The following is a 25,493-nucleotide window of genomic DNA, read 5'->3' as shown; positions in this document are numbered from 1 at the left end:
GATCGGGGTCGTTCGTCCGGATACGTCCGGACCGACCTGGAGAGCCTACCGAGCCCGCACATAGAGTGCCGCCATGAGCGACGAGGTCAACGACGAGGTCAACGGAGACAGCGCACAGCCGGGTCTGCTGCACGTCAAGGGGCGGGTGCTGGTCGGGCCCGAGGAGGTCCGCGACGAGCTCTGGGTGATCGGCGGCCGGATCTCCTACGAGCGCCCGCGCGGCGCCGGGGAGGCCACCGAGGTCACCGGGTGGGTGCTGCCCGGGCTGGTCGACGCGCACTGTCACGTGGGGCTCGACGCCCACGGCCCGGTGGACGCGGACACCGCCGAACGGCAGGCCCTGACCGACAGGGACGCCGGCACCCTCCTCATCCGCGATGCCGGATCCCCCTCCGACACCCGCTGGATCGACGCCCGCGAGGACCTGCCGAAGATCATCCGGGCGGGCCGGCACATCGCCCGCACCCGCCGCTACATCCGCAACTTCGCCCACGAGATCGAACCCGCCGACCTCGTCGCGTACGTGGGCCGCGAGGCGGAGCGCGGCGACGGCTGGGTCAAGCTGGTCGGGGACTGGATCGACCGGGAGGCCGGGGACCTGGCCGCCTGCTGGCCGCGCGCCGAGGTCGAGGCGGCCATCGCCGAGGCGCACCGCCTCGGGGCGCGCGTCACCGCGCACTGCTTCGCCGAGGACTCCCTGCGGGACCTGGTCGAGGCCGGCATCGACTGCATCGAGCACGCCACGGGGCTCACCGAGGACACCATCCCGCTGTTCGCGGAGCACGGGGTGGCCATCGTGCCGACCCTCGTGAACATCGCGACCTTCCCGAAGATGGCCGCGGGCGGCGAGGCCAAGTTCCCGCGCTGGTCGGCGCACATGCGCCGGCTGCACGAGCGCCGCTACGACACCGTCCGCGCCGCCTACGACGCGGGCATCGGGGTCTACGTCGGCACGGACGCGGGGGGTTCCCTCCCGCACGGCCTGGTCGCGGCCGAGGTCGGCGAGCTCGTCAAGGCCGGGATCCCGTCGCTGCAAGCCCTCTCGGCGACGGCCTGGGGCGCGCGCGAGTGGCTCGGCAGGCCCGGCCTGACCGAGGGCGCACCGGCCGACCTCGTGGTCTACGGGACCGATCCGCGGGCCGACGTACGGGCGCTGGCGGCGCCGCTGCGGGTGGTGGTGAACGGGAGGGCGGTGGCCTGAGGTCCGCAGCCCCGCAGCTGTTGGCCGGGTAGCCGTGCGGGAGTTGACGGGGCGTGACGTCGGTGGCCGCACCGTCGTTGTGTACGCCCGGTGCGGGTCCTGATGGCCGAGATTCCCGGGATGGGAGGGAACTCCCGTTCCGGATGAGGCGTATGCATTCGAACCTATGCCTGGAAACCACCCTTTGGGGTGAACTCACGTCGGGTTCACCCCCGTTCACTCTCAGTGCGTAAAGATTCCGGGGTCGAGGCCGTCGGCGCGCGCAATGTCCCCCATTGGCGGCGCGACGGCTCCCATCTCCCTGGGGGTTCCACCACCTTGAACAGCAACACCTTCCGCATGCCCGCGGCCGCGCTCGTCGCCACGGGAGCGGTTGCCCTGCTCGCCGCACCGCCCGCCTTCGCCACCGGATCCCACCCGGGCTCGGGCAAGGCCAGTGCCGTCGTCCTGCGCACCACCCTGGACGTGGGCCTGCTCAACAAGACCGTGCACGTCCCGCTGAACGCGACCCTCAACGAGGTCAGCGCCCCGGCGGACGCCGCGAAGACGGCACTGACCGTCACCCTCGACGGGGTCGAGGGCGGAGCGCCGGTGAGTGTCCTGCGCGCCGACCTCGCCACCTCCAAGGCCACCGTCGACGCCGGCCGCGCCGCGGCGGAGGCGAACCTCGCCAAGGCCCGGATCCACGTGCCGGGGCTGCCCCTGCTGTCCCTGATCGAGGTGGAGAAGGTCAGCTCCAAGGCCGTCTGCGCGGCGGGCGAGAAGCCGGTCGCCACGGCCAACGTCCTGGGCACCGTGACCGTCCTGGGCAAGAAGGTCACCCTCTCGGCGGGCGGCCCCACCAAGGTGGAGGTCCCCAAGGTCGGCCTGGTGAGCCTGGAGCTCTCCGGCACGCAGACCACCTCCACCACGGCCGCCGCGAGCGCGCTGCGGCTCAAGGTGTCGGTCAACCCGCTCGACCTGAACGTCGCCGAGGTCGAGGGGGAGATCGTGCTCGCCGAGGCCCGCTGCGAGTCCCCGGCCGCCCCCACCGCCGAGGCTTCCAAGCTGCCCGACGTCAAGCCCCAGACGGCCACCGCGGGCGGCTCCGGATCCCAGGCCGGGCTCGCCGAGACCGGAGGCGGCTCGCTCACCCCGTACGTGACGGGCGGCGCCCTGATCCTGCTCGGCTTCGGCGCCGCCGCGCTCGTCGTGACCCGGCGCGGCAAGGCCTCGTAGGGCAGGGGTCTCGTAGCGCCGGGGTGGGGGAGGGAGGGGAGGGGGCCTCCGGCCTACTTCGTCGCGCGGGTCAGCCCCTGCGCCCCGGCGCCGCGTGACATGACGGCCTTCGTCACCTCGCGGTCGGCGGCGGTGTACGTGCCGTCGCCGGAGGAGGTGGCGGCCTCGCAGGAGGTGCAGACGACGCGGAACGGCGGCCGCATGTCGGAGAACTGGGTGAGGTACTCGGCCTTCACCACCTCCCAGCGGCCCGGGTGGGCGGCCGCCGGGGCGAAGGTGAAGCGGGGGACCGAGGACATGTTGCCGCGGGCCTTCTCGGCCTCGTAGAAGCTGGCCACCTGGTCGCCCATGCCGTAGACCACCCAGGTGCCGTTGACCTTCTCGTACGGCTGCGGCACGTGGTTGTGGGTGCCGAGGATCAGGTCGATGTCGGGGAGGCCGTCCGCCCCGCGCGAGGCGGTCAGCGTCCGGGCCAGCTCCAGCTGCTGCTTGTCCGGGGCCGTCTGCCACTCGGAGCCCCAGTGGACGCTGAGGACGACGACGTGCGCGCCGGCCGCGCGCGCGGCGCGGGCGTCGGCGACGATCCGCGCCGGGTCGATCAGGTTCACGGCCCAGGGCTTGCCCTCGGGGAGCGGGACGCCGTTCGTCCCGTACGTGTAGTCCAGTTGCGCGACCTTGGCCCCGCCGGCCTCCAGCACGGCCGGGGCCTTGGCCTCCTCGGCGCTGCGGGCCGACCCGACGTGGCGGATGCCGACGCGGTCGAGGTTGTCGAGGACGCGGACGAGGCCGTCGTACCCGTCGTCCAGGGTGTGGTTCGAGGCGGTCGAGCAGCTGTCGTAGCCGGTGTCCTTGAGGGCGTCGGCCAGTTGGTGCGGTGCCTTGAACAGGGGGTATCCGGTGTAGGGGCCGCCGGGCCGGCCGTACGGTATCTCGTGGTGGCATATCGCCAGGTCGGCGGCGGAGACGAGGGGCTTGACCCCGGCGAGTATCTTCCGGAAGTCGTGACCGCCCTTCTCCGCGGAGTCGTCGGCGGCCCGCTGGATGATCGACGGGTACGGGATGATGTCACCGGTACCGACGAGCGTGAACGGCTTCGCGCCGGGCGGGGCCGAGGCCTTGGCCCCGGCCGCCGACTCTCGGCCCGGACTCGCCGCCGCCCCCGGCTCCGCCCCCAGCCGCTGCTTCGCCGCCGCCCCGCCGCCCTCACCGGCCAGCTGCGTCACGCCGTAGACGGCGCCCCCCACCACGGCCAGTCCGGCCACGGCCGCACCTATCCTGCCGACTGACTTCATCCCCGTACCCCCGGTGTCGCATGGTCACTACCTGCGGAAATAGTCGCGCACCCGTGCGGGCGCCGCCACGCGCGACCCGCGCAAACGCGCCAATGAGGTGATGCTCGCACGGTGCGGGCCCCCCTCGGCGACGTGCCCCTGGCGCGTGGTCAGCGCGCCGCGAGGGCCAGGTCGAGGGCCTGGAGGAGGCGCCCCGTCGTCGTGCGGTCGCGGACCGCCAGGCGGAGCCAGGAGCCGTCCAGCCCCGGGAAGGTGTCGCCGCGGCGCACGGCGAAGCCCAGGGCGCGCAGGCGGGTGCGGATCTCCGCGGCGCCCTCGACCCGGATCAGCACGAACGGCCCCGCCGCCGTACCCGCCACCGAGATCTCCTCGAACTCCGCGAGCCCCGCGAGGAGGTGCTCCCGGTCCACCGCGATCTGCCGGGCCGCGGCCTCCGCCTCGGCCAGCGCCGCGGGGGACATGCACGCCTCGGCCGCCACCAGCGCGGGCGTGGACACCGGCCACAGCGGCTGCGCCGCCGCCAGCTTCGCGATCACCCCGGGCTCGGCCAGCACGTAGCCGATGCGCAGGCCGGCCAGGCCCCAGGTCTTGGTCAGGCTGCGCAGCACCACCAGGCCCGGTACGTCCGTCCGCCCGGCCAGCGCCTCGCCTTCGCCGGGGACCGCGTCCATGAAGGCCTCGTCGACCACCAGGATCCGCCCGGGCCGGGCCAGCGCGGCCAGGGTCGCCGCCGGGTGCAGCACCGAGGTCGGGTTGGTCGGGTTCCCGACCACCACGAGGTCGGCCTCCTCCGGTACCGCCGCCGGGTCCAGCCGGAAGCCGTCCGCGGCCCGCAGCACCACCCGCTCCACCCGGTGGCCCGCATCGCGCAGGGCCGCCTCCGGCTCGGTGAACTGCGGATGCACCACCACGGGCCGTACGGCGCCCAGCGCCCGCGCGATCAGTACGAACGCCTCCGCGGCCCCCGCGGTCAGCAGGACCCGCTCCACCGGCAGCCCGTGGCGCAGGGCCACGGCCGCGCGGGCGGCGCGGCCGTCGGGGTACGCGGCCAGGACGTCGAGCGAAGCCGCGATCCGGTCCTTCAGCCACTGCGGGGGCGTGTGGGACCGTACGTTCACCGCGAGATCGACCAGCTCGGCGCCCCCGTCGGCGACCTCCGCGTCCCCGTGGTGGCGCAGATCGTGCGTGTGGGCCGTGGCCACCGCGCAGGTCGCCGCCACCGACCGCCGCTTGGGTACGAGGAGTTCCCCGCCCCCGGCGAGCGCGGCGGCCTCCGCCACCGACGCGGTGCCGGCGGCCTCGCGGGCGGCGTCCGAGGGGTGCGGGACCGGGATCCCGGCCAGCCGCTCGGCGGGGTAGCTGAGCAGGGGCACGCCGAAACGTTCCGCCGCACCCGCGATGCCCGGTTCCAGGACCTTTCCCTCCACCGTGGCCAGGGCCGTCACCGCGTCCGACGCCAGTCCGGCGCCGCGCAGGGTCTCCTCCACCAGCGCGCAGACCTCCGCCACGGACACGCCCGCGCGGCCACCGACCCCGACGACCAGTTGCGTCGCGTACTCGCCCAACAGGTTCACCCGTTCTCCGTCGTCGTGTTCGTGGCGTTCGTCGTGCCGCTCGTGGTCATGGTCGTGTTCATGGGCACAGCCATGACCATGGTCGTGTTCGTGGTCTGCGGCCTCGTGCGCGGGGGCCGCGCGTACCGTCGGGCCGTCAACCCGCCGTGGCCCGCCACCCGGACGCGGAAGTGCGCGGGCGGCGCGGAGTCGGTATGCAGGGGCACATGGCCGTGATCGTGGCGTTGGGTGCGTTCCTGATGACCCTGGCAGGCGGATGGACGGCGCAGCGCGTCACCGACCGCCGCCACCTCGTGCTGGGCCTGGCCGGCGGGCTGATGCTCGGCGTCGTGGGCCTCGACCTGCTCCCGGAGGCCATGCACGCCGCGGGCGACGAACTCTTCGGCGTCCCGCTGGCCCTGCTGCTCTTCGTCGGCGGGTTCCTCGCCGCGCACTGCGTGGAACGCCTCCTGGCCGTCCGCCAGGCCTCCCACGGGGGCACGAACGGCGACGGGCACCTGGGGGACGGGCAGCGGGTCCCCCAGGTCGGCCTGACGGCGGCCGCCGCCATGGTCGGCCACAGCCTCGCCGACGGAGTGGCCCTCGGCGCCGCGTTCCAGGTCGGCGGGGGGATGGGCGTGGCCGTGGCCCTGGCCGTCATCACCCATGACTTCGCCGACGGGTTCAACACGTACACGCTCACCCGGCTGTACGGCAACGCACGCCGCAAGGCCCTGCTCATGCTCTTCGCGGACGCGGCCGCCCCCGTCGTGGGGGCCGCGTCCACTCTGCTGTTCACCCTTCCGGAGGAACCGCTCGGGGCCTACCTCGGTTTCTTCGGAGGCGTCCTGCTGTACCTGGCCGCCGCCGAGATCCTGCCCGAGGCCCACCACAAGCACCCCGCGCTCTCCACCCTGATGTGCACCGTCGGCGGGGTCGCCGGGATCTGGCTGGTCGTGGGCCTGGCGGAGTGACCGGGCGGCCGGCCCCGGGCGTCTGCCGCTCACCGATGGGCTGCCGCGGCCTCGGCGAACCGCAGGGCCACGGAGGGCTCCGCCGCCCAGTGCGTGTGCAGGTAGCTGGCGTGCACCCCGCCGGCCACGAAGCCCTCGACCCGGCGTTCCGGATGCGTGAAGCCCCACGCCGGTGCGCTGCCGGCGCCCGGCTCGATCACCGTCCGGTGGAACTCGTGCCCGCGCAGCCGGGTCCCGGCCGGGGCCAGGACGCTGTCGGAGACGGCCACCGCCTCGCGGTAGCCGAGCGTGAGCCGCTCCGACATCCGCGCGTCGGCGTCGAGCACCCCGCACATCGGCTTGCCGTCCAGCGAACGGGCCAGGTACAGCAGCCCCGCGCACTCCGCCGCCAGCGGGCCGCCGGCCGCGGCGAACGCGGCGACGGCCTTGCGGAGCGGCTCGTTGGCGGACAGCTCCGGGGCGTACACCTCGGGGAACCCGCCACCGATCACCAGGCCGGTGGTTCCCTCGGGCAGCGCCTCGTCCCTGAGCGGGTCGAAGGTGACCACCTCCGCGCCCGCCGAGCGCAGCAGCTCCGAGTGCTCGGCGTACGAGAACGTGAAGGCTGCGCCTCCGGCGACGGCGATGACGGGTGCGGCGCCGCCGCTGGGGCTCCGCCCCGGACCCCGCGCCTCAAACGCCGGCGAGGCCGGATTCACCGGAGACCAGGCTTCGCAGTCCAGCGGCGGGGCCGTGCGGGCCAGGGCCATCAGGGCTTCCAGGTCGCAACCCTGGCGGACCTGTTCGGCCAGGGCCGTCACGGAGTCAAGGGCATCCCGCCGCCGCTCGGCGACCGGTACCAGGCCCAGGTGCCGTGAGGGCGCGGCCACCTGCGGAGCCCGCCGCAGGACGCCGAGCACCGGCATGCCCGCTTCCTCCAGGGCCTCCCGCAGCATCACCTCGTGCCGGTCGGAGCCGACCTTGTTCAGGATCACGCCGCCGAGGCGCACCTGCGGGTCGAAGGAGGCGAAGCCGTGCACCAGCGCCGCCACCGACCGCGACTGCGAGGACGCGTCGACGACCAGCACCACCGGCGCCCGGAGCAGCTTCGCGACCTGCGCCGTCGACGCCAGTTCACCCCGCCCCGCGGCCCCGTCGTAGAGCCCCATCACGCCTTCGATGACGGCCAGATCGCATCCGGCCGCCCCGTGCGCGAACAGCGGAGCCACCAGCTCCGGTCCGCACATGAAGGCGTCCAGGTTGCGCCCGGGCCGGCCCGTGGCCAGCGCGTGGTAGCCGGGGTCGATGTAGTCGGGCCCGGCCTTGTGCGGGGACACGGCGAGGCCGCGCTCCGAGAAGGCCGCCATCAGGCCCGTCGCCACGGTGGTCTTGCCGCTGCCGGAGGAGGGCGCGGCGATGACCAGTCTCGGTACGTTGAACGAGGTCACCACTCGATGCCCTTCTGGCCCTTCTGGCCGGCGTCCATCGGGTGCTTGACCTTGGTCATCTCGGTGACGAGGTCCGCGAACTCCACCAGCTTCTCCGGTGCGTTGCGCCCGGTGATCACCACGTGCTGGGTCCCGGGACGGTTCCGCAGCACCTCGACGACCTCGTCGACGTCGATCCAGCCCCAGTGCATCGGGTACGCGAACTCGTCCAGCACGTACAGCTTGTGCGTCTCGGCGGCCAGATCGCGCTTGACCTGCTCCCAGCCCTCCTTGGCCGCCTGCTCGTTGTCGAGCTGCGCGTCGCGCTGGACCCAGGACCAGCCCTCGCCCATCTTGTGCCAGACGACGGAGCCGCCCTCGCCGGAGGCGCCGAGCACCTTCAGCGCGTTCTCCTCGCCGACCTTCCACTTCGCCGACTTGACGAACTGGAACACCCCGATCGGCCAGCCCTGGTTCCAGGCGCGCAGCGCCAGGCCGAAGGCAGCCGTCGACTTGCCCTTGCCCGGCCCCGTGTGGACGAAGACGAGCGGGCGGTTGCGGCGCTGACGCGTCGTGAGTCCGTCGTCCGGAACGACGGACGGCTGTCCCTGCGGCATTACGCGGCCCTCCTGAGGGTCGGGGATGGGGTACGTACGTTTTTCACGAGCCCGGCCAGCGAATCGGCCCGCAGCCCGTCGAGGGTGACGGCCGGGCCGCCCAGATCGGCGGCCAGCGCTGCGGCCAGCCCGAGCCGGACGGGACCCGATTCGCAGTCCACGACCACGGAGGCGAGCCCGCCGGCCGCCAGCAGCCGGGCGCTGCGCGCCGAGAGTTCGCGCGGGTCGCCGCCCACGGAGCCGGCCGAGGTGGCCCGCCCGTCGGTGACGACCACGAGCAGCGGGCGCCGGCTCGGATCCCGCAGCCGCTCGATCCGCAGCACCTCGTGGGCCTTGAGCAGCCCGGCGGCGAGCGGGGTACGGCCGCCGGTCGGCAGGTTCTCCAGCCGGGTCGCGGCGGCGTCGACGGAGGAGGTGGGCGGCAGGGCGAGCTCGGCCGAGGAGCCCCGGAAGGTGATCAGGCCGACCTTGTCCCGGCGCTGGTAGGCGTCGAGCAGCAGCGACAGCACCGCCCCCTTGACCGCGCTCATGCGCTGCCGGGCCGCCATGGAACCGGAGGCGTCGACGAGGAACAGGACGAGGTTGCCCTCGCGTCCCTCGCGGGTCGCCTGGCGCAGGTCGTCCTTGCGGACGACCAGCCCGCGCCCGGTGCGCCCGCGCGCCTTCTGGTGCGGGGCGGCGGCGTGGACGGTCGCCGCCAGGTGCAGCTTGGTCAGCTGGCCCCGGGGGCGCTGGGCGCCGGTGGTGCGGCCGTGCGCGGTGCGGGCGCGCGAACGCCGTCCGGACGCGCCCTCGCCGAGGCCCGGGACGCTGAGCATCTTGGTGCGGAACGGCTCGGCGGCCCGTACGGGCGCCTGCTCGGGCGGACCGGCGGCCGCCTCGTTCTCCGGAGCCTTCTCCTGGGCCTTCTCCTGGGCGGAGGGCTGCGTCTCGGGCGCCTCCGGAGCCTCTGGCTCCGTCTCTGGTGCGTCCGGTCCGGAGTCCTGCGGGGGTACGCCGCCTCCGCCGTCGGGGCCGTCGGTGCCGCCGTCGTCCGGGCCGCCGTCCTCCGGGCCCTCGCCGGGACCCTCCGGCTCCGGCTCGGGCTCCGGCTCGGGCTCGTCGTCCGGGAACCCGTCCAGGATCCGGTCCAGCTTCTCCTCGTCGAGACCGGGCGCGTCGAAGGGGTTGCGGCGGCGCCGGTGGGGGAGCGCCAGCAGGGCGGCCTGCCGCACGTCCTCCTTGCGCACCTCGGTCCGCCCGGCCCAGGCGGCGAGCGCGGTCGCGGTACGGGCCATCACGATGTCGGCGCGCATGCCGTCGACCTCGAAACCGGCGCAGGTCGCGGCGATCTGCAGCAGCGAGGTGTCGCCGAGGCGCACCTGCGGGAGCAGCGCCCGCGCGGCCACCACCCGGGCGCGCACCTCCTCCTCGTCCCCGGACCAGCGGCCCGCGAACCCCGCGGGATCGTCCTCGTAGGCGAGCCGGCGGCGCACCACCTCGACCCGCTGGAGGGGCTCGCGGGAGGCGGCGACCTCGACGGTCAGCCCGAACCGGTCGAGCAGCTGCGGGCGGAGCTCGCCCTCCTCGGGGTTCATCGTGCCGACGAGGAGGAAACGGGCCGCGTGCCGTACGGAGACGCCCTCGCGCTCGACGTAGGAGGCGCCCATCGCGGCGGCGTCGAGGAGCAGGTCGATGAGGTGGTCGTGGAGCAGGTTGACCTCGTCGACGTACAGGATCCCGCGGTGCGCGTCGGCCAGCAGGCCGGGCTCGAAGGCCTTCACGCCTTCGGCGAGGGCGCGTTCGATGTCGAGGGCGCCGACGAGCCGGTCCTCGGAGGCGCCGACCGGCAGCTCCACCATGCGGGCGGGCCGCGCGGCGGCCGGTCCCGGCTCGTGGGGGCCGTCGGGGCAGGCCGGGTCCGGGGCGGTGGGCGCGCAGCTGAACCGGCAGCCCGGGACCACGTCCACCTGCGGCAGCAGGGTGGACAGGGCACGGACGGCGGTGGACTTGGCGGTCCCCTTCTCACCGCGCACGAGAACACCGCCGACCGCGGGGCTCACGGCGTTGAGCAGCAGCGCGAGGCGCAGGTCGGTCTGGCCGACCAGGGCGGTGAACGGGTAGGGCGTGCTCATGCGGTGGCCCCTTCTTGTATGCCTTGTATGCGGGTACGGATGGTTGTGCGCGGGCGGGCGGTGACGGTGGGGCCGGGCTGCGGGGCGCCGCTGCGCGGGGCAGGTCCCCTACCCGCCCTTCGCCCGTTCCCCGGGGCTCCGCCCCGGACCCCGCGCCTCAAACGCCGGCGAGGCTGGATGTACCCGGGCTCCCCGGCGACGGCGCTGCACGCGGCAAAGGGTCCGGGCGCAGCCCGGGGAACGGTGGAAGGGCGGGTAGGGGACGGCCCCCGCAGGGCTGTGTCGCTCATGGTGCGCCCGGCGGGAGGAAGGGGAGGTCCGCGGGGGCGCCGTGCTCGATGAGGCGGAGGAGGGCGTCCGTGTCCGCGTGCTCCGCGATCAGGTCGCCGAGCAGGTCGAGCTGCTCCTCCCGCAGGGAGGCGAAGGAGGTGTCCGGGGAAGGGACGAAGCGGCGGCCCGCGGCGGAGGCGACCTCGCGGAGGAAGGCCCGGCGGAAGCCGTCCGACTCCAGCGAGCCGTGCCAGTGGGTGCCCCACACCGCTCCGACCCGGCATCCGTCCAGGAAGGGGGTCCCGCCGAGGACTTCGGCCACGCCGTGGTGGATCTCGTACCCCTCCACCGGCTCGCCCAGCGCCGAACCCACCGGCCGGGCCAGGGTCTTCTCCCGCTCGAAGCGGACCCGGACGGGAAGCAGCCCGAGCCCCGGCACGGAGCCGGCCTTCGACTCGACCTCGTCCTCGATGTGTTCGCCCAGGACCTGGAACCCGCCGCAGATGCCCAGCACCGGCCGGCCCTCCGCGGCCCGCCGGGCCAGCGCGTCCGCCAGTCCGCGCTCGCGCAGCCAGGCCAGGGCCTTGACCGTGCCGCGGGTGCCGGGGACGACGACCAGGTCCGCGTCGGCCAGTTCCTCGGCCCGGTCCACGAACCGCACCACCACGCCCGGCTCCGCCGCGAGCGCGTCGACGTCCGTGAAGTTGGACATCAGCGGCACCGCGCAGACGGCGACCCGCAGCACGTCCTCGCCCACGGGCGGGGCGACCACGGATTCCCGTACCGCGCCCCGCAGGGAGACCCGCAGGCCGTCCTCCTCGTCGATGCCCAGCCCGTGCTGGAAGGGGAGCACCCCGTAGGTGGACCGGCCGGTCAGGCCGCGCAGCATCTCCATGCCCGGTTCCAGCAGGGTGACGTCGCCGCGGAACTTGTTGACCAGGTAGCCCGCGATCAGCGACTGGTCCTCGGGCGAGAGGAGCGCGGTGGTGCCGAAGAAGGACGCGAAGACCCCGCCCCGGTCGATGTCGCCGACGACGACCACCGGGAAGCGCGCGGCCCGCGCGATGCCCATGTTCACGATGTCGGTCCGGCGCAGGTTGATCTCGGCCGGGCTGCCCGCCCCCTCGCAGATCACGGCGTCATACGTGCCCCGCAACTGCTCCAGGCAGTCCGTGACGATGCCGAGGAGCTGCTCCTGACGGCCTCCGTGGTAGCCGCGGGCGCTCATCTCGCCCACCGGCTTGCCCAGCAGCACCACCTGGCTGCTGCGGTCACTGCCGGGCTTGAGCAGCACGGGGTTCATCAGCGCGGTCGGCTCCACCCGGGCCGCCTGGGCCTGCATGGCCTGGGCGCGGCCGATCTCGGCGCCCTCCCGCGTCACGAAGGAGTTCAGCGACATGTTCTGCGCCTTGAACGGGGCCACCTTCACGCCCTGCCGGGCCAGCCACCGGCAGATGCCGGCCGTGACCACGCTCTTGCCCGCGTCCGAGGTCGTACCGGCGACGAGGAGGCCCCCGCCGCGCTTCGCGCCGCTCATGCGCGCCGCCCCTTCGTCTTCGTCTTCGTCTTCGTAGTACGGGCGACCAGCGTCCGGACGGCCACACAGGCCCCGAACGACAGCCACGTCACCCGGCGCGACAGCCGCACCGCCCGTTCGATGTCGGCGACCTCCACGGGCCGCCCGGCGGCTCCGTTGAGCACGGCCCGGTGTTCGACGCGGCCCGCGTACGCGAGGGTCCCGCCCAGCCGTACGCCGAGGGCCCCGGCGAAGGAGGACTCCACGGGTCCGGCGTTGGGGCTCGGGTGCTTGGCGGCGTCCGCGCGCCAGGCCCGTACGGCTCCCCGCCGGTCGGGCCCGGCCAGTACGGCGGCCAGGGCCGTCAGCCGGGCGCCCGGCCAGCCGGCCACGTCGTCGAGCCGGGCCGAGGCCCAGCCGTAGCGCAGGTGGCGGGGGGACTTGTGGCCGACCATCGCGTCCAGGGTGTTCACGGCGCGGAAGGCCAGCAGCCCGGGGACGCCGGCGACGGCGCCCCACACCAGGGCCCCGACCACGGCGTCGGAGGTGTTCTCGGCGACCGATTCGACGACCGCGCGGGCCATCTGCTGCTCGTCCAGTGCCTGCGGGTCGCGTCCACACAGGTGGGGCAGCCGTTCGCGGGCGACTTCGGCGTCGCCGGCGGCGAGCGCGCCGCCGATGGCGCGGGCCTCGCGGCCCAGCGAGGTGCCGCCCACGACGGCCCAGGTGGCGGCGGCGGTGAGGGCGATGCGGGCGGCCGCGGGCCGGGAGCGCACGGCGCGGGCGCCCAGCGCGCCGACGGCGGCGGCGCCTCCGGCGCACAGCACGGTGTGCAGGACGCCCCGCGCGCGGTCGTCGCGCCACAGGGCGCGTTCGACGGCGGCGGCGGCTCGTCCGAAGGCGGCCACGGGGTGCCCTCGGCGCGGATCCCCGAGGATCCGGTCGCCGATCAGGCCCGCCGTGACGCCGTACGCGAAGACGCGATCGGCACGCATGGTGGCAGGTATGTCCTCACTCAGGGTCCGCGCCCTGGTTCGACGTGTCCGGCGGCGAGAGTTCCTGGCTCCCGGCCGCGCCTGGCCGGGGGCCCGTGCGTGCCGGTGACAGTGGCGGGACCGCGCCGGATTCGCACCGGACTTCCTCTCCATGCCGCCGTAATGGCTCGGGCAGTCCACCACGCAGCGCGAAGGCCCGTCAACTCGCGGTTGACCTGCGGCGGGGTGGCGTCGCACACGGCTCCGGGCATGCGAAAGCTCCCTCCGGGACGAACCCCGAGGGAGCCTTCGTACGTGCCGTCCGGCGCCTCAGGCGACGATCAGGTAGATCCCGTAGGCCACGGCCGCCGCGCAGAGCGCGAAGCAGGCGTACGCACCGCTGCGGGCCAGGGTGGCGGCGCCGCCCTGCTCGGTGGCGGCCTCGTGCTTGGAGAGTCCCATCAGGCCCAGGGTGAACAGGGTCACCAGGACGACGGTGGCGGAGAGGCTGACCCCGAAGACGGAGCCGAGTGCTTCCCAGTCGATCTTCATACCGCTGAATCCTCTGTCGTTCTCGGGGTCAGACCGCTGCGGCCGGGGCCGCGGGGGTCGCCGTCGCGGAGGCCGGGATGGTGGCCTTGAGCTCCTCGTCCGTCACCGCGGCGGTGCTGCCGGCGGCTGCGGTCGGCGGAACGGCGACGGCGGCCATGGCCGTGGTGACGGCACCGGCCGGCTCCTCGGCGTCGGCCGGGGCGGCCTCGTTGACGTTGGTGTGGTCGACGACCTGGCGGCGCGAGATCAGCCAGATGGCGACGCAGGAGCCGATCAGGAAGACCGTGACGGCGGCGACGCCGATGTCCCCGGTGCGCATGACGAGCTCGGCGAGGGCGGCCACCAGGGCCGCGGCCGGGAGGGTCAGGCCCCAGGCGATGAACATGCGGGAGGCGGTGGACCAGCGGACCACGCCGCCCTTGCGTCCCAGACCGGAGCCCATGACGGCGCCGGAGCACGCGTGGGTGGTGGAGAGGGAGAAGCCCAGGTGCGAGGAGGCCAGGATGACGCTGGCGGCCGAGGTCTGGGCGGCGAAGCCCTGCTGCGGCTGCAGGTCGGTCAGGCCGCTGCCCATGGTGCGGATGATGCGCCAGCCGCCCAGGTAGGTGCCCATCGCGATGGCCAGACCGGCGGAGACGATGACCCAGACCGGCGGGTTGGAGCCGGGCGCGAGGGCGCCGCCGGCGACGAGCGCCAGGGTGATGATGCCCATCGTCTTCTGTGCGTCGTTGGTGCCGTGCGCCAGCGAGACGAGGCTCGCGGAAGCGATCTGGCCGGCGCGGTAGCCCTTGGCCGAGGTCTTCTTGCCCATGCCCTTGCCGACCTTGTACGTGACCTTCGTGGCCAGGTACGCGGCGAAGCCGGCGACCAGCGGTGCGGCGATCGCGGGGATCAGCACCTTGGTGACGACGACGCTGCCGTTGACGGCGCCCATGCCGGCGGAGGCCACGGCCGCACCGATCAGGCCGCCCATCAGGGCGTGCGAGGAGCTGGAGGGCAGTCCGACCAGCCAGGTGACGAGGTTCCAGAGGATCGCGCCGACCAAAGCGGCGAAGATGACCTCCGGCTGGATGCCTTCCTCGTTGACCAGTCCCTTGGAGATCGTCTTGGCGACCTCCACGGACATGAAAGCGCCGACGAGGTTGAGCACGGCGGACATGGCCACCGCGGTCTTGGGCTTGAGGGCGCCCGTCGAGATGGTGGTGGCCATCGCGTTGGCCGTGTCGTGAAAACCGTTCGTGAAATCGAACACGAGAGCGGTGATGATCACGATCCCGAGGAGAAGCGTTATGTGCTCCATTTACCCAGGCTTCTGTTTGACGTCAGTGGTTCGTGGACCGTAGGCAACCTGGATGAACGGAAGGTGAACTGGCAGGGATCAAGTGGTGTACCAGTGCGGCACCCGATCAGGACCTTCGTCCCGGGAGCCGGGTTGATATGTCGATTAATGCATGTCACGGCAGGGTGTCCGGATGTTTCGGCTCGGGACTTCCGTTAGGTGCTCCCGTGCGCCCGGGACCCCTGAAGAGACCTAGATCACCTGCCCTGCGGCCCCTCCGGGCCGCCGCCCGGAACGATCTCCTCCGGTGGCCCGCCGCCCCGTCCGCCCCGACACTGGAGCGGTGCGCACCGCTACCGCGACGGCCGCCGCCGTCACCACGACCCTGCTCGGCGCCGGCGCGGCCGCCGTCACCGCCGCCGCGCTCGCCGGCCGGTACGCCGCCGACGCGGCCCTGCGGACCGAGCCCGGCCGTCCGCTCCCCGGCAGCCCCCGGCTCACCGTCCACTCCGCCGCGGCCGGCCGGGTCGAGCTGACCCGCTCGCTCGCCTCCCTGCGCCCCGGCACCTACGGGCTCACCGCCCCGGGAGTGCACGCCGTGGTCGGGCCCGTCCTGCCCGGCGCCCCGCACGGCCCCGACACCGTGGTGCGAAGGCTCGTCGCCGTCACCCACGGCAGCCTCGACCCCGGAACCCGCGTCACCCTCACCCCCCAGGTCCACCTGGGCAACCCGGGCACCGCCCTCGGGCTGGACCACGCCGACGTGGACGTCCCCGGGGAGCTCGGCGCGCTGCCCGCCTGGTTCGTGCCCGCGGCCCGCGACACCTGGGTGATCACCGTGCACGGGCTCGGAGCCACCCGCGAGCACCCGATGGTGGTCATGCCCTTCCTCCACCGCAACAAGCTCCCCGTCCTGGACCTCGGGTACCGGGGCGACCTCGGCGCCCCCGGGTCACCGGACGGCCTCGGCCACCTCGGCGAGTCCGAATGGCGCGATCTCGACGCCGCCATCCGCTACGCCCTGCGCTACGGAGCCCGCCGCGTGGTCCTGCACGGCTGGTCGACCGGCGCCACCATGGCCCTGCACGCGGCCGAGCGCTCGGCACTGGCCGACCGGATCTGCGGGCTGGTCCTCGACTCGCCCGTCCTGGACTGGCACACCACCCTGCGCGCCCTCGCCGCCGCCCGCCGCACCCCGGCCCCCCTGCTCCCGTTCGCCGTCAAGGCGGCCGAAGGCCGTGCGGGCCTGCGCGCCGACCGGCGGGCTCCGGGGTCGGATCCGGCGCTGCTGAAGGTCCCCGTGCTGATCTTCCACGGCCCCGACGACGCGCTCGCGCCCTGGGAGCCCTCGCGCCGGCTCGCCGCGGCCCGCCCCGACCTCGTCACCCTGCACTCCGTTTCCGGCGCCTCCCACGGGGCCATGTGGAACGCCGACCCGGCCGCCTACGAAGAGGCGCTGCGCCGTTTCCTGACCCCTTTCATGTGAAGCGCCGGGTGACGGACCGTCGGACGGGTTGTCCGAAGAGTGTGGGGTTGGCAGGGCGCTGAGGGTGGATCGTCCCGTTCTGTCCCCGAGGCGCCTTGTGGCAATGGCTGGTTCCGTTTGGGCTTTCGGCCAGTGACGGGCGAGACTGCTCACGTGACGTCCCGAAAGCCTGATGAGCAGTTGGCTCGCGACTCCAGACTCCGACTCGTCGCCCCGCGGTCCGTGGCCACGGCCCGCAAGGCGGTGACCGACCGGCGCACCCGGACCGCCCCGCGGCCTCCGGCGGGCACGCCCGCCACGGCCGACCTCGCGAACAGGGCCCGCGCCTCCCTCTCCGACGCGGCACGGCTCGCCCGCTGGGCCGAGCTCCACCTCGGCACGGCCGACGGTACCGGGCCCGCCCTCGCGGGCGCCCTGCCCGCCGCCGACGCCGAACGCGCCGCCGCCCAGCTGCGCCTGACACCGGGCCAGATCCGGGTCGGCTGGGACCGGGCCCGGCTCGCCGGCCTCATCGAGATGCACGGCGGGCACGCCCGGCCGGGCTGGCGCCTGCGCGCCTGGGACCGGGACGACACCGCCGTCCTGCGCGGCTGGGTCGCCCTCTTCGACGCCTGGTCACTGGTGCACCCGGCCCCCGCCGACATCGCCCCCGCGGCCGTCGCCGAGGTGGTCGAGGCCATGCCCCAGCTGCTCTCCCTGCTCCAGCTCTCCGCCGGTCCCGTGACCGTCCCCGACCTGCTGGACCTGCTCCGCCAGCGCGTCGACGAACTGCGCGACGAGCGGTGCGAGGTCCCCTACGAGTCCACGGCGCAGGCGGACACCGCCTCCGCGGGCCCGACGGGCTCGGTGCCGACGGGTTCCGTGCCGACGGGTTCCGTGCCGGCCGGCCCCGCGCCGGCCGGTGCCGCCGAGGCCGCGCCGCCCTTCCCGCTCGCCCGGCTGCTGCGCTGGGCGCTCGGCGGGCTCGCCGCCGTCGACGCCGTCACCCTCGGACCCGCCCGGGCCACCCTCACCCCGCTCGGGAGCTGGGCCGTCTGGGTCAAGCTGGAGCAGATCTGCGTCGCCGCGCAGAGCCCGGCCGGGAACATCGAACAGTCCGCCGCCGCAATGCTCCACGGCTGCGCGCGGCTCACCCCCGGCCCGGCCCGCGCCGAATACCAGGCCTGGCTGGCCGCCCGGCCCGTCGGCCACGCGGTCTCCGAGCTGCTGCACGCGGCCCGCGGCGAGGACGCCCTGCTGCGCGGGCTCGCCTTCGAAGCCCTGCGCGTGGTCGGAGCCCCCGCCGAACCGGAGGTGCGCGGAGCCTCCCGCGAGGCGGCACTGCGCCCCTACGCCCTGCTCTGGCTCGCCGAGCACGACGGGGTCGACCCCGACGAGGCGCAGGACGTGCTCACCGCCGAGGAGCAGACCTGGCTCTGGGTGGACACCGCGGCCGCCATCGCCGACCACGGCGAGGCCGAGCTGCTCGCCCGCCACCTGGACTCGGCGGTGCGGACCACGGTTCCGCGCCTCCTGGACGAGGTCCGCGCGGTCGGGCACCCCCGCACCGTGCAGGTGCTGGTGGCGCTGGCCGCCGCCCATCCCGATCCCGCCCTGGCCAAGGCGGTGCGCCGGGCCGCCTTCCAGGTGCACACCGGCGGCGCGTAGCGCCCGTACGGGAGTCGCGTACGCGCCGCCGGTCCCTCAGACCTGCGGCGCGTACGTCCCGAAGCTCCACACGTTGCCCTCGGCGTCGCGGGCCATGTAGTCCCGCGAGCCGTAGTCCTGGTCGGTCGGCTCCATCACGATCTCCACGCCGTGCTCGACGGCCCGGCGGTGGTGGGCGTCCACGTCGTCGACGAGCACGTAGACCCCGGCCGGGCCGGCCTTCTCCATCGCCTTGTCGAAGAGGCCGCCGGTGCCCTTGCTGCCGAGCATCACCATGCCGTTCCCGTAGGACAGCTCGGCGTGCGCCACCGCGCCGTCCTCGCCCTCGTACGCCGCGACCTGGGTGAAGCCGAAGGCCTCCGTGAGCAGCTGGATGGCGGCCTTGGCATCGGTGTACAGCAAGGTCGGACAGATGGACGGAACGCCTGCCATGACGATCACTCCCTCTCGCACCGTGGGCGCACGGTCCGTGGGTGGACCGTGAGCCACGTCACAGCATGACAGGCGCCACCGACAGTCAGCGGAAGGTGTTGCACTGGGCCATGTCGCCCGTGCGGTAGCCCTGGTAGAACCACTGCTGGCGCTGCTCGGCCGAGCCGTGCGTCCAGGATTCGGGGGTGACCCGGCCCTGGAACTTCTCCTGGATCCGGTCGTCGCCGACCGCGGCCGCCGCGTCCAGGCCGTCCTTGATGTCCTGGTCGGTGAGGCTCGTGATCAGGGGCTTGCCCGTGGACTCGTCCGGGGTCTTCGTCGCGTTGTGGGCCCAGACCCCGGCGTAGCAGTCGGCCTGGAGCTCGACCCGTACCGCGTTGCTGTTCGCGCCCTGCCGGCCGTCCTGGGCCTTCTGCAGGGTGCCGGTCAGGTTCTGGATGTGGTGGCCGTACTCGTGGGCCACCACGTACGCCTGGGCGAAGGGGCCGCCGCTCGCGCCGAACTTGGTGCGGAGCTCGTTGAAGAAGCCCAGGTCCAGATAGACCTGCCGGTCACCGGGGCAGTAGAACGGGCCGACCGCCGAGGTGGCCGCCCCGCAGGCGGTGCCCACCTTGCCGGTGAAGAACACCGTCTGCGCCGGGGTGTACTGGGCGCCGCGCCTGGCGAACTCCTGCTTCCAGAAGTCCTGGGTGCTGTTGATCACCGCCACCAGCCGGCAGTCCTCCTTGGCGTTCGCGTCCGCGCCGGTCTTGCAGCTCTGCTGCACCTGGGCGGCGGAGGAGGAGGTCGCCGCGGGCTCCGGACTTCCGTCGGACAGGCCCAGCTGCTCCGGGCCCACCCCGAACAGCAGCCCCATGATCAGCGCGATGAAACCGATGATGCCGCCGCCGATCGTGGCCTTCCCGCCCGGGATGCGGCTGCCGCGTACGTCCTTGACCTCGGAAGTGTCCAGATTGGCGTTGTCGTCGAACTGCATCCCGCACCGCCCTCCATTCCTACCAAGGGGGGTACGTGTACGCCCCTGCGGCGAGTATCAACCCGTTCATCCTCATACGCCCCGCGGCCGGGAGGCGTGTTCCCTGGGCCGAACGGGGGACGCGGCGGTGCGGGCCGGCCGCTCCCCGCAGGGGCGGGCGGGCCCGAAAGTAGTTGCGGACCCCCGGTAGAATGACTCCCATGGCAAATCTCCTCGCGGATTAGCGGCGTCGAAGCATCGCGTCCTGCCCCCCTTCCGCCGTCCCGACCCGCCCTGGAGTATTTCCGTGATCACCGCCACCGGCATCGAGCTGCGCGCCGGCGCCCGCATCCTCATCGAGAACGCCTCCTTCCGCGTCGCCAAGGGCGACCGCATCGGCCTCGTGGGCCGCAACGGAGCCGGCAAGACCACCCTCACCAAGTGCCTCGCCGGCGAGGGGACCCCGGCCGGCGGCAGCATCGCCCGCTCGGGCGAGGTCGGCTACCTCCCGCAGGACCCGCGCACCGGCGACCTCGACGTGCTGGCCAGCGACCGGATCCTGTCCGCGCGCGGCCTGGACGTGCTGCTCAAGAAGATGCGGATGAACGAGGAGCGCATCTCCTCCGGCTCCGGCGCCACCCGCGAGAAGGCGATGCGCCAGTACGAGCGCCAGGAGACCGAGTTCCTCACCAAGGGCGGGTACGCCGCCGAGTCCGAGGCCGCGACCATCTCCGCCGCCCTCGGCCTGCCCGACCGGGTCCTCGGCCAGCCGCTGCACACCCTCTCCGGTGGTCAGCGCCGCCGCGTGGAGCTCGCCCGCATCCTCTTCTCGGACGCCGACACCCTCCTCCTCGACGAGCCGACCAACCACCTCGACGCCGACTCGATCGTGTGGCTGCGCGACTACCTGAAGACCTACCGCGGCGGCTTCATCGTGATCTCCCACGACGTGGACCTGGTCGAGACGGTCGTCAACAAGGTGTTCTACCTGGACGCCAACCGCTCCCAGATCGACGTCTACAACATGGGCTGGAAGCTCTACCAGCAGCAGCGCGAGGCCGACGAGAAGCGCCGCAAGCGCGAGCGCCAGAACGCCGAGAAGAAGGCCGCGGCGCTGAACTCGCAGGCCGACAAGATGCGCGCCAAGGCCACCAAGACCGTCGCCGCCCAGAACATGGCCAAGCGCGCCGACCGCCTGCTGGCCGGCCTCGACGCCGTCCGCGTCTCCGACAAGGTCGCCAAGCTGCGCTTCCCGGACCCGGCGCCCTGCGGGAAGACCCCGCTGACCGCGGAGGGCCTGTCTAAGTCCTACGGCTCGCTGGAGATCTTCACCGACGTCGACCTGGCCATCGACAAGGGCTCCCGCGTGGTCATCCTCGGCCTCAACGGCGCCGGCAAGACCACACTGCTGCGCCTGCTGTCGGGCACCGAGAAGCCCGACACCGGCAGCGTCGTCCCCGGCCACGGCCTCAAGCTCGGCTACTACGCCCAGGAGCACGAGACCCTGGACCCGGAGCGCTCGGTCCTGGAGAACATGCGCTCCTCGGCGCCGGACCTGGACCTGGTCTCCGTACGCAAGACGCTGGGCTCCTTCCTCTTCTCCGGCGACGACGTGGACAAGCCCGCGGGCGTCCTGTCCGGTGGCGAGAAGACCCGGCTGGCCCTGGCGACGCTGGTCGTCTCCTCGGCGAACGTGCTGCTCCTCGACGAGCCCACCAACAACCTCGACCCGGCCAGCCGCGAGGAGATCCTCGGCGCCCTGCGCACGTACAAGGGCGCCGTCATCCTCGTCACCCACGACGAGGGCGCGGTCGAGGCGCTGGAGCCGGAGCGGATCATCCTGCTCCCGGACGGCGTCGAGGACCTCTGGGGTCCGGACTACCGGGACCTCGTGGCGCTCGCCTGAGGCGCTTCCGCTTCCGTGATCCTTTGCTTATGGATCATTCGGCTCAGGCGTGATCCATCATCTGAGTGAGTCGGTCTCATACCGATCCGTGCGCGACGAAGGCCCCGGCCGCATCTCCCAGGATGTGCGGCCGGGGCCTTCCGTTTTTCCGCTCCGGCCCCTGACCTGGTGATTCATACCGGGCGAGCGGAAATGTGACGGAGGTCATGCAGCGGAAGAGGAGATTCCGTTCTGCTCGTGTGTCCACGGCTGAAGAAATGTCGCCGTACCACCTTGCTGAATGGGTGGCCAGGAAGCCGGGGAGGGGTGATCATGAGAAGTCAGAGCGCACTTCCCATGAGGAGGCACGGGTGGCCGAAACTCTGAAGAAGGGCAGCCGGGTAACCGGCGTCGCGCGCGACAAGCTCGCGGCAGACCTGAAGAAGCAGTACGACTCCGGTGCGAGTATCCGGGCGCTGGCCGAATCGACCGGCCGGTCCTACGGATTCGTCCATCGGATGCTCAGCGAGTCCGGAGTCACGCTGCGTGGTCGCGGAGGCGCGACGCGCGGCAAGAAGGCGGCTACGGCCTGACCATTTGGTTCCCCATGGTTCCAACGGTTTTCCGTAATCAGCTTCACGGTTCCAGTTTCAACCGTCCTTCGGTGACCCCCCGGTCGGCTCCATGGCCGGCTGGGTGGTTACTGTGCAGTCACTTAGGCCGAGAACACGGCCGAACGACGGCACGACACCGGAGGCACACAGATGGCTCTGCTCGACAAGGACGGCGTACGGCTCACCGTCGACGACACGGTCGCCACGGTGACACTGACCAATCCGGCCAAACGAAACGCTCAATCCCCCGCGCTCTGGCGGGCGTTGACGGAGGCTGGACGGTCTTTGCCGGGCACCGTCCGGGTCGTCGTGCTGCGCGGCGAAGGGCAGTCCTTCTCCGCAGGGCTCGACCGGCAGGCCTTCACCCCCGAAGGCTTCGAGGGCGAGCCGTCCTTTCTCGACCTGGCGCGCGGTTCGGAGGAACTGCTCGACTCCACCATCGCCGAGTACCAGGAGGCGTTCACCTGGTGGCGGCGCAACGACATCATCTCCGTCGCCGCCGTTCAGGGGCACGCGATCGGTGCCGGTTTCCAGCTTGCCCTCGCGTGCGATCTGCGCGTCGTCGCGGACGACGTGCAGTTCGCCATGCGCGAGACCGGACTGGGTCTGGTGCCCGACCTCGGCGGCACCCAGCCGCTGACCTCGGCGGTCGGCTACGCCCGCGCGCTCGAAATCTGCGCGACGGGCCGCTTCGTCCATGCCGAGGAGGCGGAGCGGATCGGCCTCGCCAACCTGGTCGTCCCCGCGGGCGAGCTCGACGCGGCCGTCCAGGACCTCACCACCGCGCTGCTGGCTCCGCCGCGCGATGCGGTGACCGAGACGAAGGCACTGCTGCGCGGTGCGGGTGCCCGGTCGTACGACGACCAGCGCGCCGCCGAGCGCGCAGCCCAGGCCCGCCGCCTCCGCGACCTGGCCGGCCTCTCCGACTAGCCGCGCCGCCGCGACACGGGGGCCAGCCCCCGGACCCCCGGGGCGAGGAGGTAGCGGGGCGGGGGTTAGGGGGGGGGGCGGCGTGTCTGAGCGGAGGGGCGGGGTGGTTGCGGGGGGTGGGGGGGGGGGGCAGGGCCTGGATTCGGCTGCGCCCGGCCATATCCTGCCGTCCGGCGTTTGAGGACCGGGGTCTGGGGCGGAGCCCCAGGGCGGGTCCGGGCGGAGCCCGGGGAACGGGCGAAGGGCGGGTAGGGGACTTCACCCCGCGCAGCGGCGAAGGGTGCTGCGGGGAACTCCGCCCCGCGCAGCGGCGAAGGGTGCTGCGGGGACTTCGCCCCGCGCAGCGGCGCGCATCCGCCGCGTCGGGACGGGCGGCGGGGCCGGTCCCGAATTACCGTGGTCGGGAGCCCACCGCGAAGGGATCCGCCATGACCGAATCCGCCGCCGCAGGCGGCAATGCCGCCAAGCCCCCAGCAGACCGCGGCCGCACGACCATCGCCGACGGCGTCGTGGAGAAGATCGCGGGCCTGGCCGCCCGGGAGGTGGCCGGCGTCCACGCCATGGGCAGCGGCAGCGGCCTGTCCCGTACCTTCGGCGCAGTCCGCGACCGCGTCCCCGGCGGGGCCAAGTCCACCGTCAGCCGGGGCGTGAAGGCGGAGGTCGGCGAGGTGCAGACCGCCCTCGACCTGGAGATCGTGGTGGATTACGGCGTGTCGATCAGGGACGTGGCCCGGGCCGTCCGTGAGAACGTCGTCTCGGCGGTGGAGCGGATGACCGGCCTCGAGGTCGTCGAGGTCAACATCGCGGTCAGCGACGTCAAGCTGCCGGACGAGGACGACGAGGAGCCGGAGTCCCGACTGCAGTAGAGGAGCCCGCATGAGCATGGCGGTCGTCGGCCTGGTGGCCGGCATGGCACTGGGGTTCGCCGGGTATTTCGGCGGCTTCGGGGCCTTCCTGCTGGTGGCCGCTCTCGGCGCCATCGGCTTCGTCGTGGGCCGGTTCCTCGACGGGGACCTGGAACCGGGGGACTTCTTCCGCCCCCGAGGCCGCCCCGGAGACCGCGACCGTGACCGTGATGGCAGGCTCCGCGACCGGGACCGCGACCGGGACCGCGACCGGGACCGCGACCGATGAGCACCCCCCGCCCCGCCCCGCAACGGATCCCCGCCGCCGAGCGGGGAGCCACCCGGATCGCCGACCGGGTCGTCGCGAAGATCGCCGCCCGGGCCGCCCGGGAGGCGCTGACCCGGCCCGCCCCGGACGCGGCCCCGCCGCACGCCAGTGTGACCGTGCACCACGACATCGCCCGGGTACGGGTGGTCCTGGAGCTCGGCTACCCCTCCGACCTGGCCGCCCAGTGCGCGGCCGTACGCCGCCAAGTCGCCCGGCGCGTCGAGGAGTACGCGGAGATGGCCGTACCCGAGGTGGACGTCGACATCGAGCACCTGCGCCCCGCGCGGCCCACCGCCGCGCGGGACCGGCGGGTCCGGTGAGCGCCCGCTTCCGGTCGCCCCGGCGGCTTCCGGCCGCCGTGGGGGCGTTCGCCGTCCTCGGGGTGGCGGGGCTGTTCCTGTACGACCTGGCCGCCGTACGGGCCCACCGCCCGGGCATGCGCTGGCGCGACGAGCTCTCCCGCGCGCTGGAGCGGCACACCCCGGCCGATCCCGGCGTGCTGATCGGCGGCGGGATCCTGGCCGCGGCCGGGGCCGCGCTGCTGCTGTACGCCCTCACTCCGGGCCTGCGCGGGGTCCTCCCGATGGCCTCGCCGCACCCGGAGGTCCGGGGCGGACTGGAACGCGGGGCCGCCGCGCAGGTGCTGCGCGACCGGGTCATGGAGGTGTCCGGGGTGCGCTCGGTGCGGGTCAGGGTGGGCCGGTCCCGCATCGGGGTCCGGGCCGTGTCCCACTTCCGGGAACTGGACGAGGTACGGGCCGATCTGGATGCCGTACTGGCCGTCGGCGCCGACGAGCTGGGCCTGGCCCGCGCGCTGCGGCCGAGGGTACGGGTGGACCGCCGGTGACCCTCGCCGCGGTGAACCGGGTCCTGCTCGCGCTGCTCGGACTGGCCCTGCTGGCGGCGGGGGCGTCGGTGCTGACCGCGTCCGGGCCGTTCGGGGGCCGCCACGAACCGCTGCTGGCTCCGCACGGGCCGGGCTGGCCGGCGCCCTGGTGGGCGGTGCTCGCCGTGCTCGGGGTCTGTGTCCTGCTGGCGCTGTGGTGGCTGCTGTCCCAGCTGCGGCGGGCCCGGCTCGCGGCGGTGCTGGTGGACACCGGGGACGGGGCGTTCGCGGTGCTGCGCGGGCGGGCGCTGGAGGAGGCCGTCGAGGCCGATGTCCGGGAGGCCGTGGAGGGCGTGGCACGGTGCCGGGTCACCCTGCACGGACGGCGCGGGGCCCCGGCGCTGCGGGTGGCCCTGGAGCTGGAGCCGTACGCGGTGCCGGCCGACGTACTGGCGGCCCTCGCCGGCCCGGTGCTCGGCCGGGCCCGCACCTCGGCGGCGCTCGCGGCCCTCCCGGCGGAGGCCCGCCTCCACGTCACCCCCCGCCGGGCGCGACGGGTGACGTGAGGCGGGACACGTC

Annotated in this window: 25 protein-coding genes and 1 riboswitch; of the genes, 13 read left to right on the top strand and 12 right to left on the bottom strand. The window is 73.8% G+C overall.

Annotated elements, in window-relative coordinates; genetic code table 11:
• Positions 1 to 73: 73 nt before the first annotated feature.
• On the top strand, positions 74 to 1,201 hold the full coding sequence (locus ACFWNV_RS08710; protein WP_383942610.1) for an amidohydrolase family protein: 1,128 nt from the start codon (positions 74 to 76) through the stop codon (positions 1,199 to 1,201).
• A gap of 318 nt (positions 1,202 to 1,519) precedes the next feature.
• The gene (locus ACFWNV_RS08705; protein ID WP_383942607.1) at positions 1,520 to 2,419 is read left to right on the top strand and encodes an SCO1860 family LAETG-anchored protein; all 900 of its coding nucleotides are present in this window, start codon (positions 1,520 to 1,522) and stop codon (positions 2,417 to 2,419) included.
• Between the two features lie 53 nt (positions 2,420 to 2,472).
• On the opposite strand, the gene ACFWNV_RS08700 is transcribed toward ACFWNV_RS08705, so the two are convergent.
• From ACFWNV_RS08700 to ACFWNV_RS08690, 3 genes are all read right to left on the bottom strand, one after another.
• Entirely contained in the window at positions 2,473 to 3,711 is a 1,239-nt protein-coding gene (locus ACFWNV_RS08700) for a CapA family protein (RefSeq protein WP_383942605.1), read from the bottom strand.
• A gap of 149 nt (positions 3,712 to 3,860) precedes the next feature.
• Positions 3,861 to 5,285 (bottom strand): Rv2231c family pyridoxal phosphate-dependent protein CobC, encoded by a 1,425-nt coding sequence (cobC, locus tag ACFWNV_RS08695; protein ID WP_383942602.1) that lies wholly within the window; start codon positions 5,283 to 5,285, stop codon positions 3,861 to 3,863.
• On the bottom strand, positions 5,282 to 5,491 hold the full coding sequence (locus ACFWNV_RS08690; RefSeq protein ID WP_383942600.1) for a hypothetical protein: 210 nt from the start codon (positions 5,489 to 5,491) through the stop codon (positions 5,282 to 5,284). The genes cobC and ACFWNV_RS08690 overlap by 4 nt, the downstream gene beginning before the upstream one ends.
• On the opposite strand from ACFWNV_RS08690, the gene ACFWNV_RS08685 reads away from it, so the two are divergent.
• Entirely contained in the window at positions 5,492 to 6,238 is a 747-nt protein-coding gene (locus ACFWNV_RS08685) for a ZIP family metal transporter (RefSeq protein ID WP_383942597.1), read from the top strand. It abuts the gene before it with no gap.
• 29 nt (positions 6,239 to 6,267) lie between these two features.
• Here ACFWNV_RS08685 and ACFWNV_RS08680 read toward each other — a convergent pair whose 3' ends face one another.
• From ACFWNV_RS08680 to ACFWNV_RS08650, 7 genes are all read right to left on the bottom strand, one after another.
• Positions 6,268 to 7,668, bottom strand: coding sequence for a cobyrinate a,c-diamide synthase (locus ACFWNV_RS08680; protein WP_383942594.1), 1,401 nt, complete (start codon positions 7,666 to 7,668; stop codon positions 6,268 to 6,270).
• The gene (gene cobO / locus ACFWNV_RS08675) at positions 7,662 to 8,261 is read right to left on the bottom strand and encodes a cob(I)yrinic acid a,c-diamide adenosyltransferase (protein WP_243338462.1); all 600 of its coding nucleotides are present in this window, start codon (positions 8,259 to 8,261) and stop codon (positions 7,662 to 7,664) included. Before cobO ends, ACFWNV_RS08680 begins: the two co-directional genes overlap by 7 nt.
• Positions 8,261 to 10,375, bottom strand: coding sequence for a putative cobaltochelatase (locus ACFWNV_RS08670; RefSeq protein WP_383942591.1), 2,115 nt, complete (start codon positions 10,373 to 10,375; stop codon positions 8,261 to 8,263). Before ACFWNV_RS08670 ends, cobO begins: the two co-directional genes overlap by 1 nt.
• A 286-nt stretch (positions 10,376 to 10,661) precedes the next feature.
• Entirely contained in the window at positions 10,662 to 12,182 is a 1,521-nt protein-coding gene (locus ACFWNV_RS08665; protein ID WP_383942588.1) for a cobyric acid synthase, read from the bottom strand.
• Positions 12,179 to 13,156 carry a cobalamin biosynthesis protein gene (locus ACFWNV_RS08660; protein WP_383942585.1) on the bottom strand — a complete coding sequence of 326 codons (978 nt, stop codon included), beginning with the start codon at positions 13,154 to 13,156 and terminating at the stop codon, positions 12,179 to 12,181. The genes ACFWNV_RS08665 and ACFWNV_RS08660 overlap by 4 nt, the downstream gene beginning before the upstream one ends.
• 58 nt (positions 13,157 to 13,214) lie before the next feature.
• Positions 13,215 to 13,305: riboswitch (cobalamin riboswitch) on the bottom strand.
• Between the two features lie 160 nt (positions 13,306 to 13,465).
• Positions 13,466 to 13,687 carry a hypothetical protein gene (locus ACFWNV_RS08655; protein ID WP_243338472.1) on the bottom strand — a complete coding sequence of 74 codons (222 nt, stop codon included), beginning with the start codon at positions 13,685 to 13,687 and terminating at the stop codon, positions 13,466 to 13,468.
• A 28-nt stretch (positions 13,688 to 13,715) separates the two neighbouring features.
• Positions 13,716 to 14,987, bottom strand: coding sequence for an anion permease (locus ACFWNV_RS08650; RefSeq protein WP_383942581.1), 1,272 nt, complete (start codon positions 14,985 to 14,987; stop codon positions 13,716 to 13,718).
• Positions 14,988 to 15,309: 322 nt separating this feature from the next.
• Between ACFWNV_RS08650 and ACFWNV_RS08645 the strand changes: the two genes are divergently transcribed.
• Together ACFWNV_RS08645 and ACFWNV_RS08640 are read left to right on the top strand one after the other, a co-directional pair.
• On the top strand, positions 15,310 to 16,452 hold the full coding sequence (locus ACFWNV_RS08645) for an alpha/beta hydrolase (protein ID WP_383942578.1): 1,143 nt from the start codon (positions 15,310 to 15,312) through the stop codon (positions 16,450 to 16,452).
• A gap of 153 nt (positions 16,453 to 16,605) precedes the next feature.
• Entirely contained in the window at positions 16,606 to 18,099 is a 1,494-nt protein-coding gene (locus ACFWNV_RS08640; protein ID WP_383942575.1) for a hypothetical protein, read from the top strand.
• A gap of 36 nt (positions 18,100 to 18,135) precedes the next feature.
• Here ACFWNV_RS08640 and ACFWNV_RS08635 read toward each other — a convergent pair whose 3' ends face one another.
• A complete protein-coding gene (locus ACFWNV_RS08635; protein ID WP_266876850.1) occupies positions 18,136 to 18,531 on the bottom strand; it encodes a VOC family protein in 396 nt (131 codons plus the stop codon).
• An 85-nt stretch (positions 18,532 to 18,616) separates the two neighbouring features.
• Positions 18,617 to 19,507, bottom strand: coding sequence for a neutral zinc metallopeptidase (locus tag ACFWNV_RS08630; protein ID WP_383942572.1), 891 nt, complete (start codon positions 19,505 to 19,507; stop codon positions 18,617 to 18,619).
• A 286-nt stretch (positions 19,508 to 19,793) separates the two neighbouring features.
• Between ACFWNV_RS08630 and ACFWNV_RS08625 the strand changes: the two genes are divergently transcribed.
• From ACFWNV_RS08625 to ACFWNV_RS08590, 8 genes are all read left to right on the top strand, one after another.
• Positions 19,794 to 21,392, top strand: a complete 1,599-nt coding sequence (locus tag ACFWNV_RS08625; RefSeq protein WP_383942570.1) for an ABC-F family ATP-binding cassette domain-containing protein — start codon at positions 19,794 to 19,796, stop codon at positions 21,390 to 21,392.
• A gap of 350 nt (positions 21,393 to 21,742) precedes the next feature.
• The gene (locus tag ACFWNV_RS08620) at positions 21,743 to 21,964 is read left to right on the top strand and encodes a helix-turn-helix domain-containing protein (protein ID WP_327307398.1); all 222 of its coding nucleotides are present in this window, start codon (positions 21,743 to 21,745) and stop codon (positions 21,962 to 21,964) included.
• A 171-nt stretch (positions 21,965 to 22,135) separates the two neighbouring features.
• Complete coding sequence (locus tag ACFWNV_RS08615) at positions 22,136 to 22,915, top strand: enoyl-CoA hydratase/isomerase family protein (RefSeq protein WP_383942566.1); 780 nt, start codon at positions 22,136 to 22,138, stop codon at positions 22,913 to 22,915.
• Between the two features lie 428 nt (positions 22,916 to 23,343).
• The gene (locus tag ACFWNV_RS08610; RefSeq protein ID WP_383942563.1) at positions 23,344 to 23,781 is read left to right on the top strand and encodes an Asp23/Gls24 family envelope stress response protein; all 438 of its coding nucleotides are present in this window, start codon (positions 23,344 to 23,346) and stop codon (positions 23,779 to 23,781) included.
• A gap of 10 nt (positions 23,782 to 23,791) precedes the next feature.
• Positions 23,792 to 24,049 carry a hypothetical protein gene (locus ACFWNV_RS08605; RefSeq protein ID WP_383942560.1) on the top strand — a complete coding sequence of 86 codons (258 nt, stop codon included), beginning with the start codon at positions 23,792 to 23,794 and terminating at the stop codon, positions 24,047 to 24,049.
• Positions 24,046 to 24,408 carry a hypothetical protein gene (locus tag ACFWNV_RS08600; RefSeq protein WP_383942558.1) on the top strand — a complete coding sequence of 121 codons (363 nt, stop codon included), beginning with the start codon at positions 24,046 to 24,048 and terminating at the stop codon, positions 24,406 to 24,408. The genes ACFWNV_RS08605 and ACFWNV_RS08600 overlap by 4 nt, the downstream gene beginning before the upstream one ends.
• Positions 24,405 to 24,935, top strand: a complete 531-nt coding sequence (locus ACFWNV_RS08595; RefSeq protein ID WP_383942555.1) for a DUF6286 domain-containing protein — start codon at positions 24,405 to 24,407, stop codon at positions 24,933 to 24,935. Before ACFWNV_RS08600 ends, ACFWNV_RS08595 begins: the two co-directional genes overlap by 4 nt.
• On the top strand, positions 24,932 to 25,480 hold the full coding sequence (locus ACFWNV_RS08590) for an alkaline shock response membrane anchor protein AmaP (RefSeq protein WP_383942552.1): 549 nt from the start codon (positions 24,932 to 24,934) through the stop codon (positions 25,478 to 25,480). The genes ACFWNV_RS08595 and ACFWNV_RS08590 overlap by 4 nt, the downstream gene beginning before the upstream one ends.
• Positions 25,481 to 25,493: the final 13 nt, after the last annotated feature.

This window comes from Streptomyces sp. NPDC058401 (assembly GCF_042722885.1).
Classification (GTDB): domain Bacteria; phylum Actinomycetota; class Actinomycetes; order Streptomycetales; family Streptomycetaceae; genus Streptomyces.
This window is presented reverse-complemented; position numbering and strand designations above follow the sequence as displayed.

Coding starts and splice junctions, on each gene's coding strand:
- ACFWNV_RS08710 (WP_383942610.1), top strand. CDS start 74: ATGAGCGACGAGGTCAACGACGAGGTCAACGGAGACAGCGCACAGCCG.
- ACFWNV_RS08700 (WP_383942605.1), bottom strand. CDS start 3,711: ATGAAGTCAGTCGGCAGGATAGGTGCGGCCGTGGCCGGACTGGCCGTG.
- ACFWNV_RS08685 (WP_383942597.1), top strand. CDS start 5,492: ATGGCCGTGATCGTGGCGTTGGGTGCGTTCCTGATGACCCTGGCAGGC.
- cobO (WP_243338462.1), bottom strand. CDS start 8,261: ATGCCGCAGGGACAGCCGTCCGTCGTTCCGGACGACGGACTCACGACG.
- ACFWNV_RS08670 (WP_383942591.1), bottom strand. CDS start 10,375: ATGAGCACGCCCTACCCGTTCACCGCCCTGGTCGGCCAGACCGACCTG.
- ACFWNV_RS08665 (WP_383942588.1), bottom strand. CDS start 12,182: ATGAGCGGCGCGAAGCGCGGCGGGGGCCTCCTCGTCGCCGGTACGACC.
- ACFWNV_RS08660 (WP_383942585.1), bottom strand. CDS start 13,156: ATGCGTGCCGATCGCGTCTTCGCGTACGGCGTCACGGCGGGCCTGATC.
- ACFWNV_RS08655 (WP_243338472.1), bottom strand. CDS start 13,687: ATGAAGATCGACTGGGAAGCACTCGGCTCCGTCTTCGGGGTCAGCCTC.
- ACFWNV_RS08650 (WP_383942581.1), bottom strand. CDS start 14,987: ATGGAGCACATAACGCTTCTCCTCGGGATCGTGATCATCACCGCTCTC.
- ACFWNV_RS08635 (WP_266876850.1), bottom strand. CDS start 18,531: ATGGCAGGCGTTCCGTCCATCTGTCCGACCTTGCTGTACACCGATGCC.
- ACFWNV_RS08630 (WP_383942572.1), bottom strand. CDS start 19,507: ATGCAGTTCGACGACAACGCCAATCTGGACACTTCCGAGGTCAAGGAC.
- ACFWNV_RS08615 (WP_383942566.1), top strand. CDS start 22,136: ATGGCTCTGCTCGACAAGGACGGCGTACGGCTCACCGTCGACGACACG.
- ACFWNV_RS08610 (WP_383942563.1), top strand. CDS start 23,344: ATGACCGAATCCGCCGCCGCAGGCGGCAATGCCGCCAAGCCCCCAGCA.
- ACFWNV_RS08605 (WP_383942560.1), top strand. CDS start 23,792: ATGAGCATGGCGGTCGTCGGCCTGGTGGCCGGCATGGCACTGGGGTTC.
- ACFWNV_RS08600 (WP_383942558.1), top strand. CDS start 24,046: ATGAGCACCCCCCGCCCCGCCCCGCAACGGATCCCCGCCGCCGAGCGG.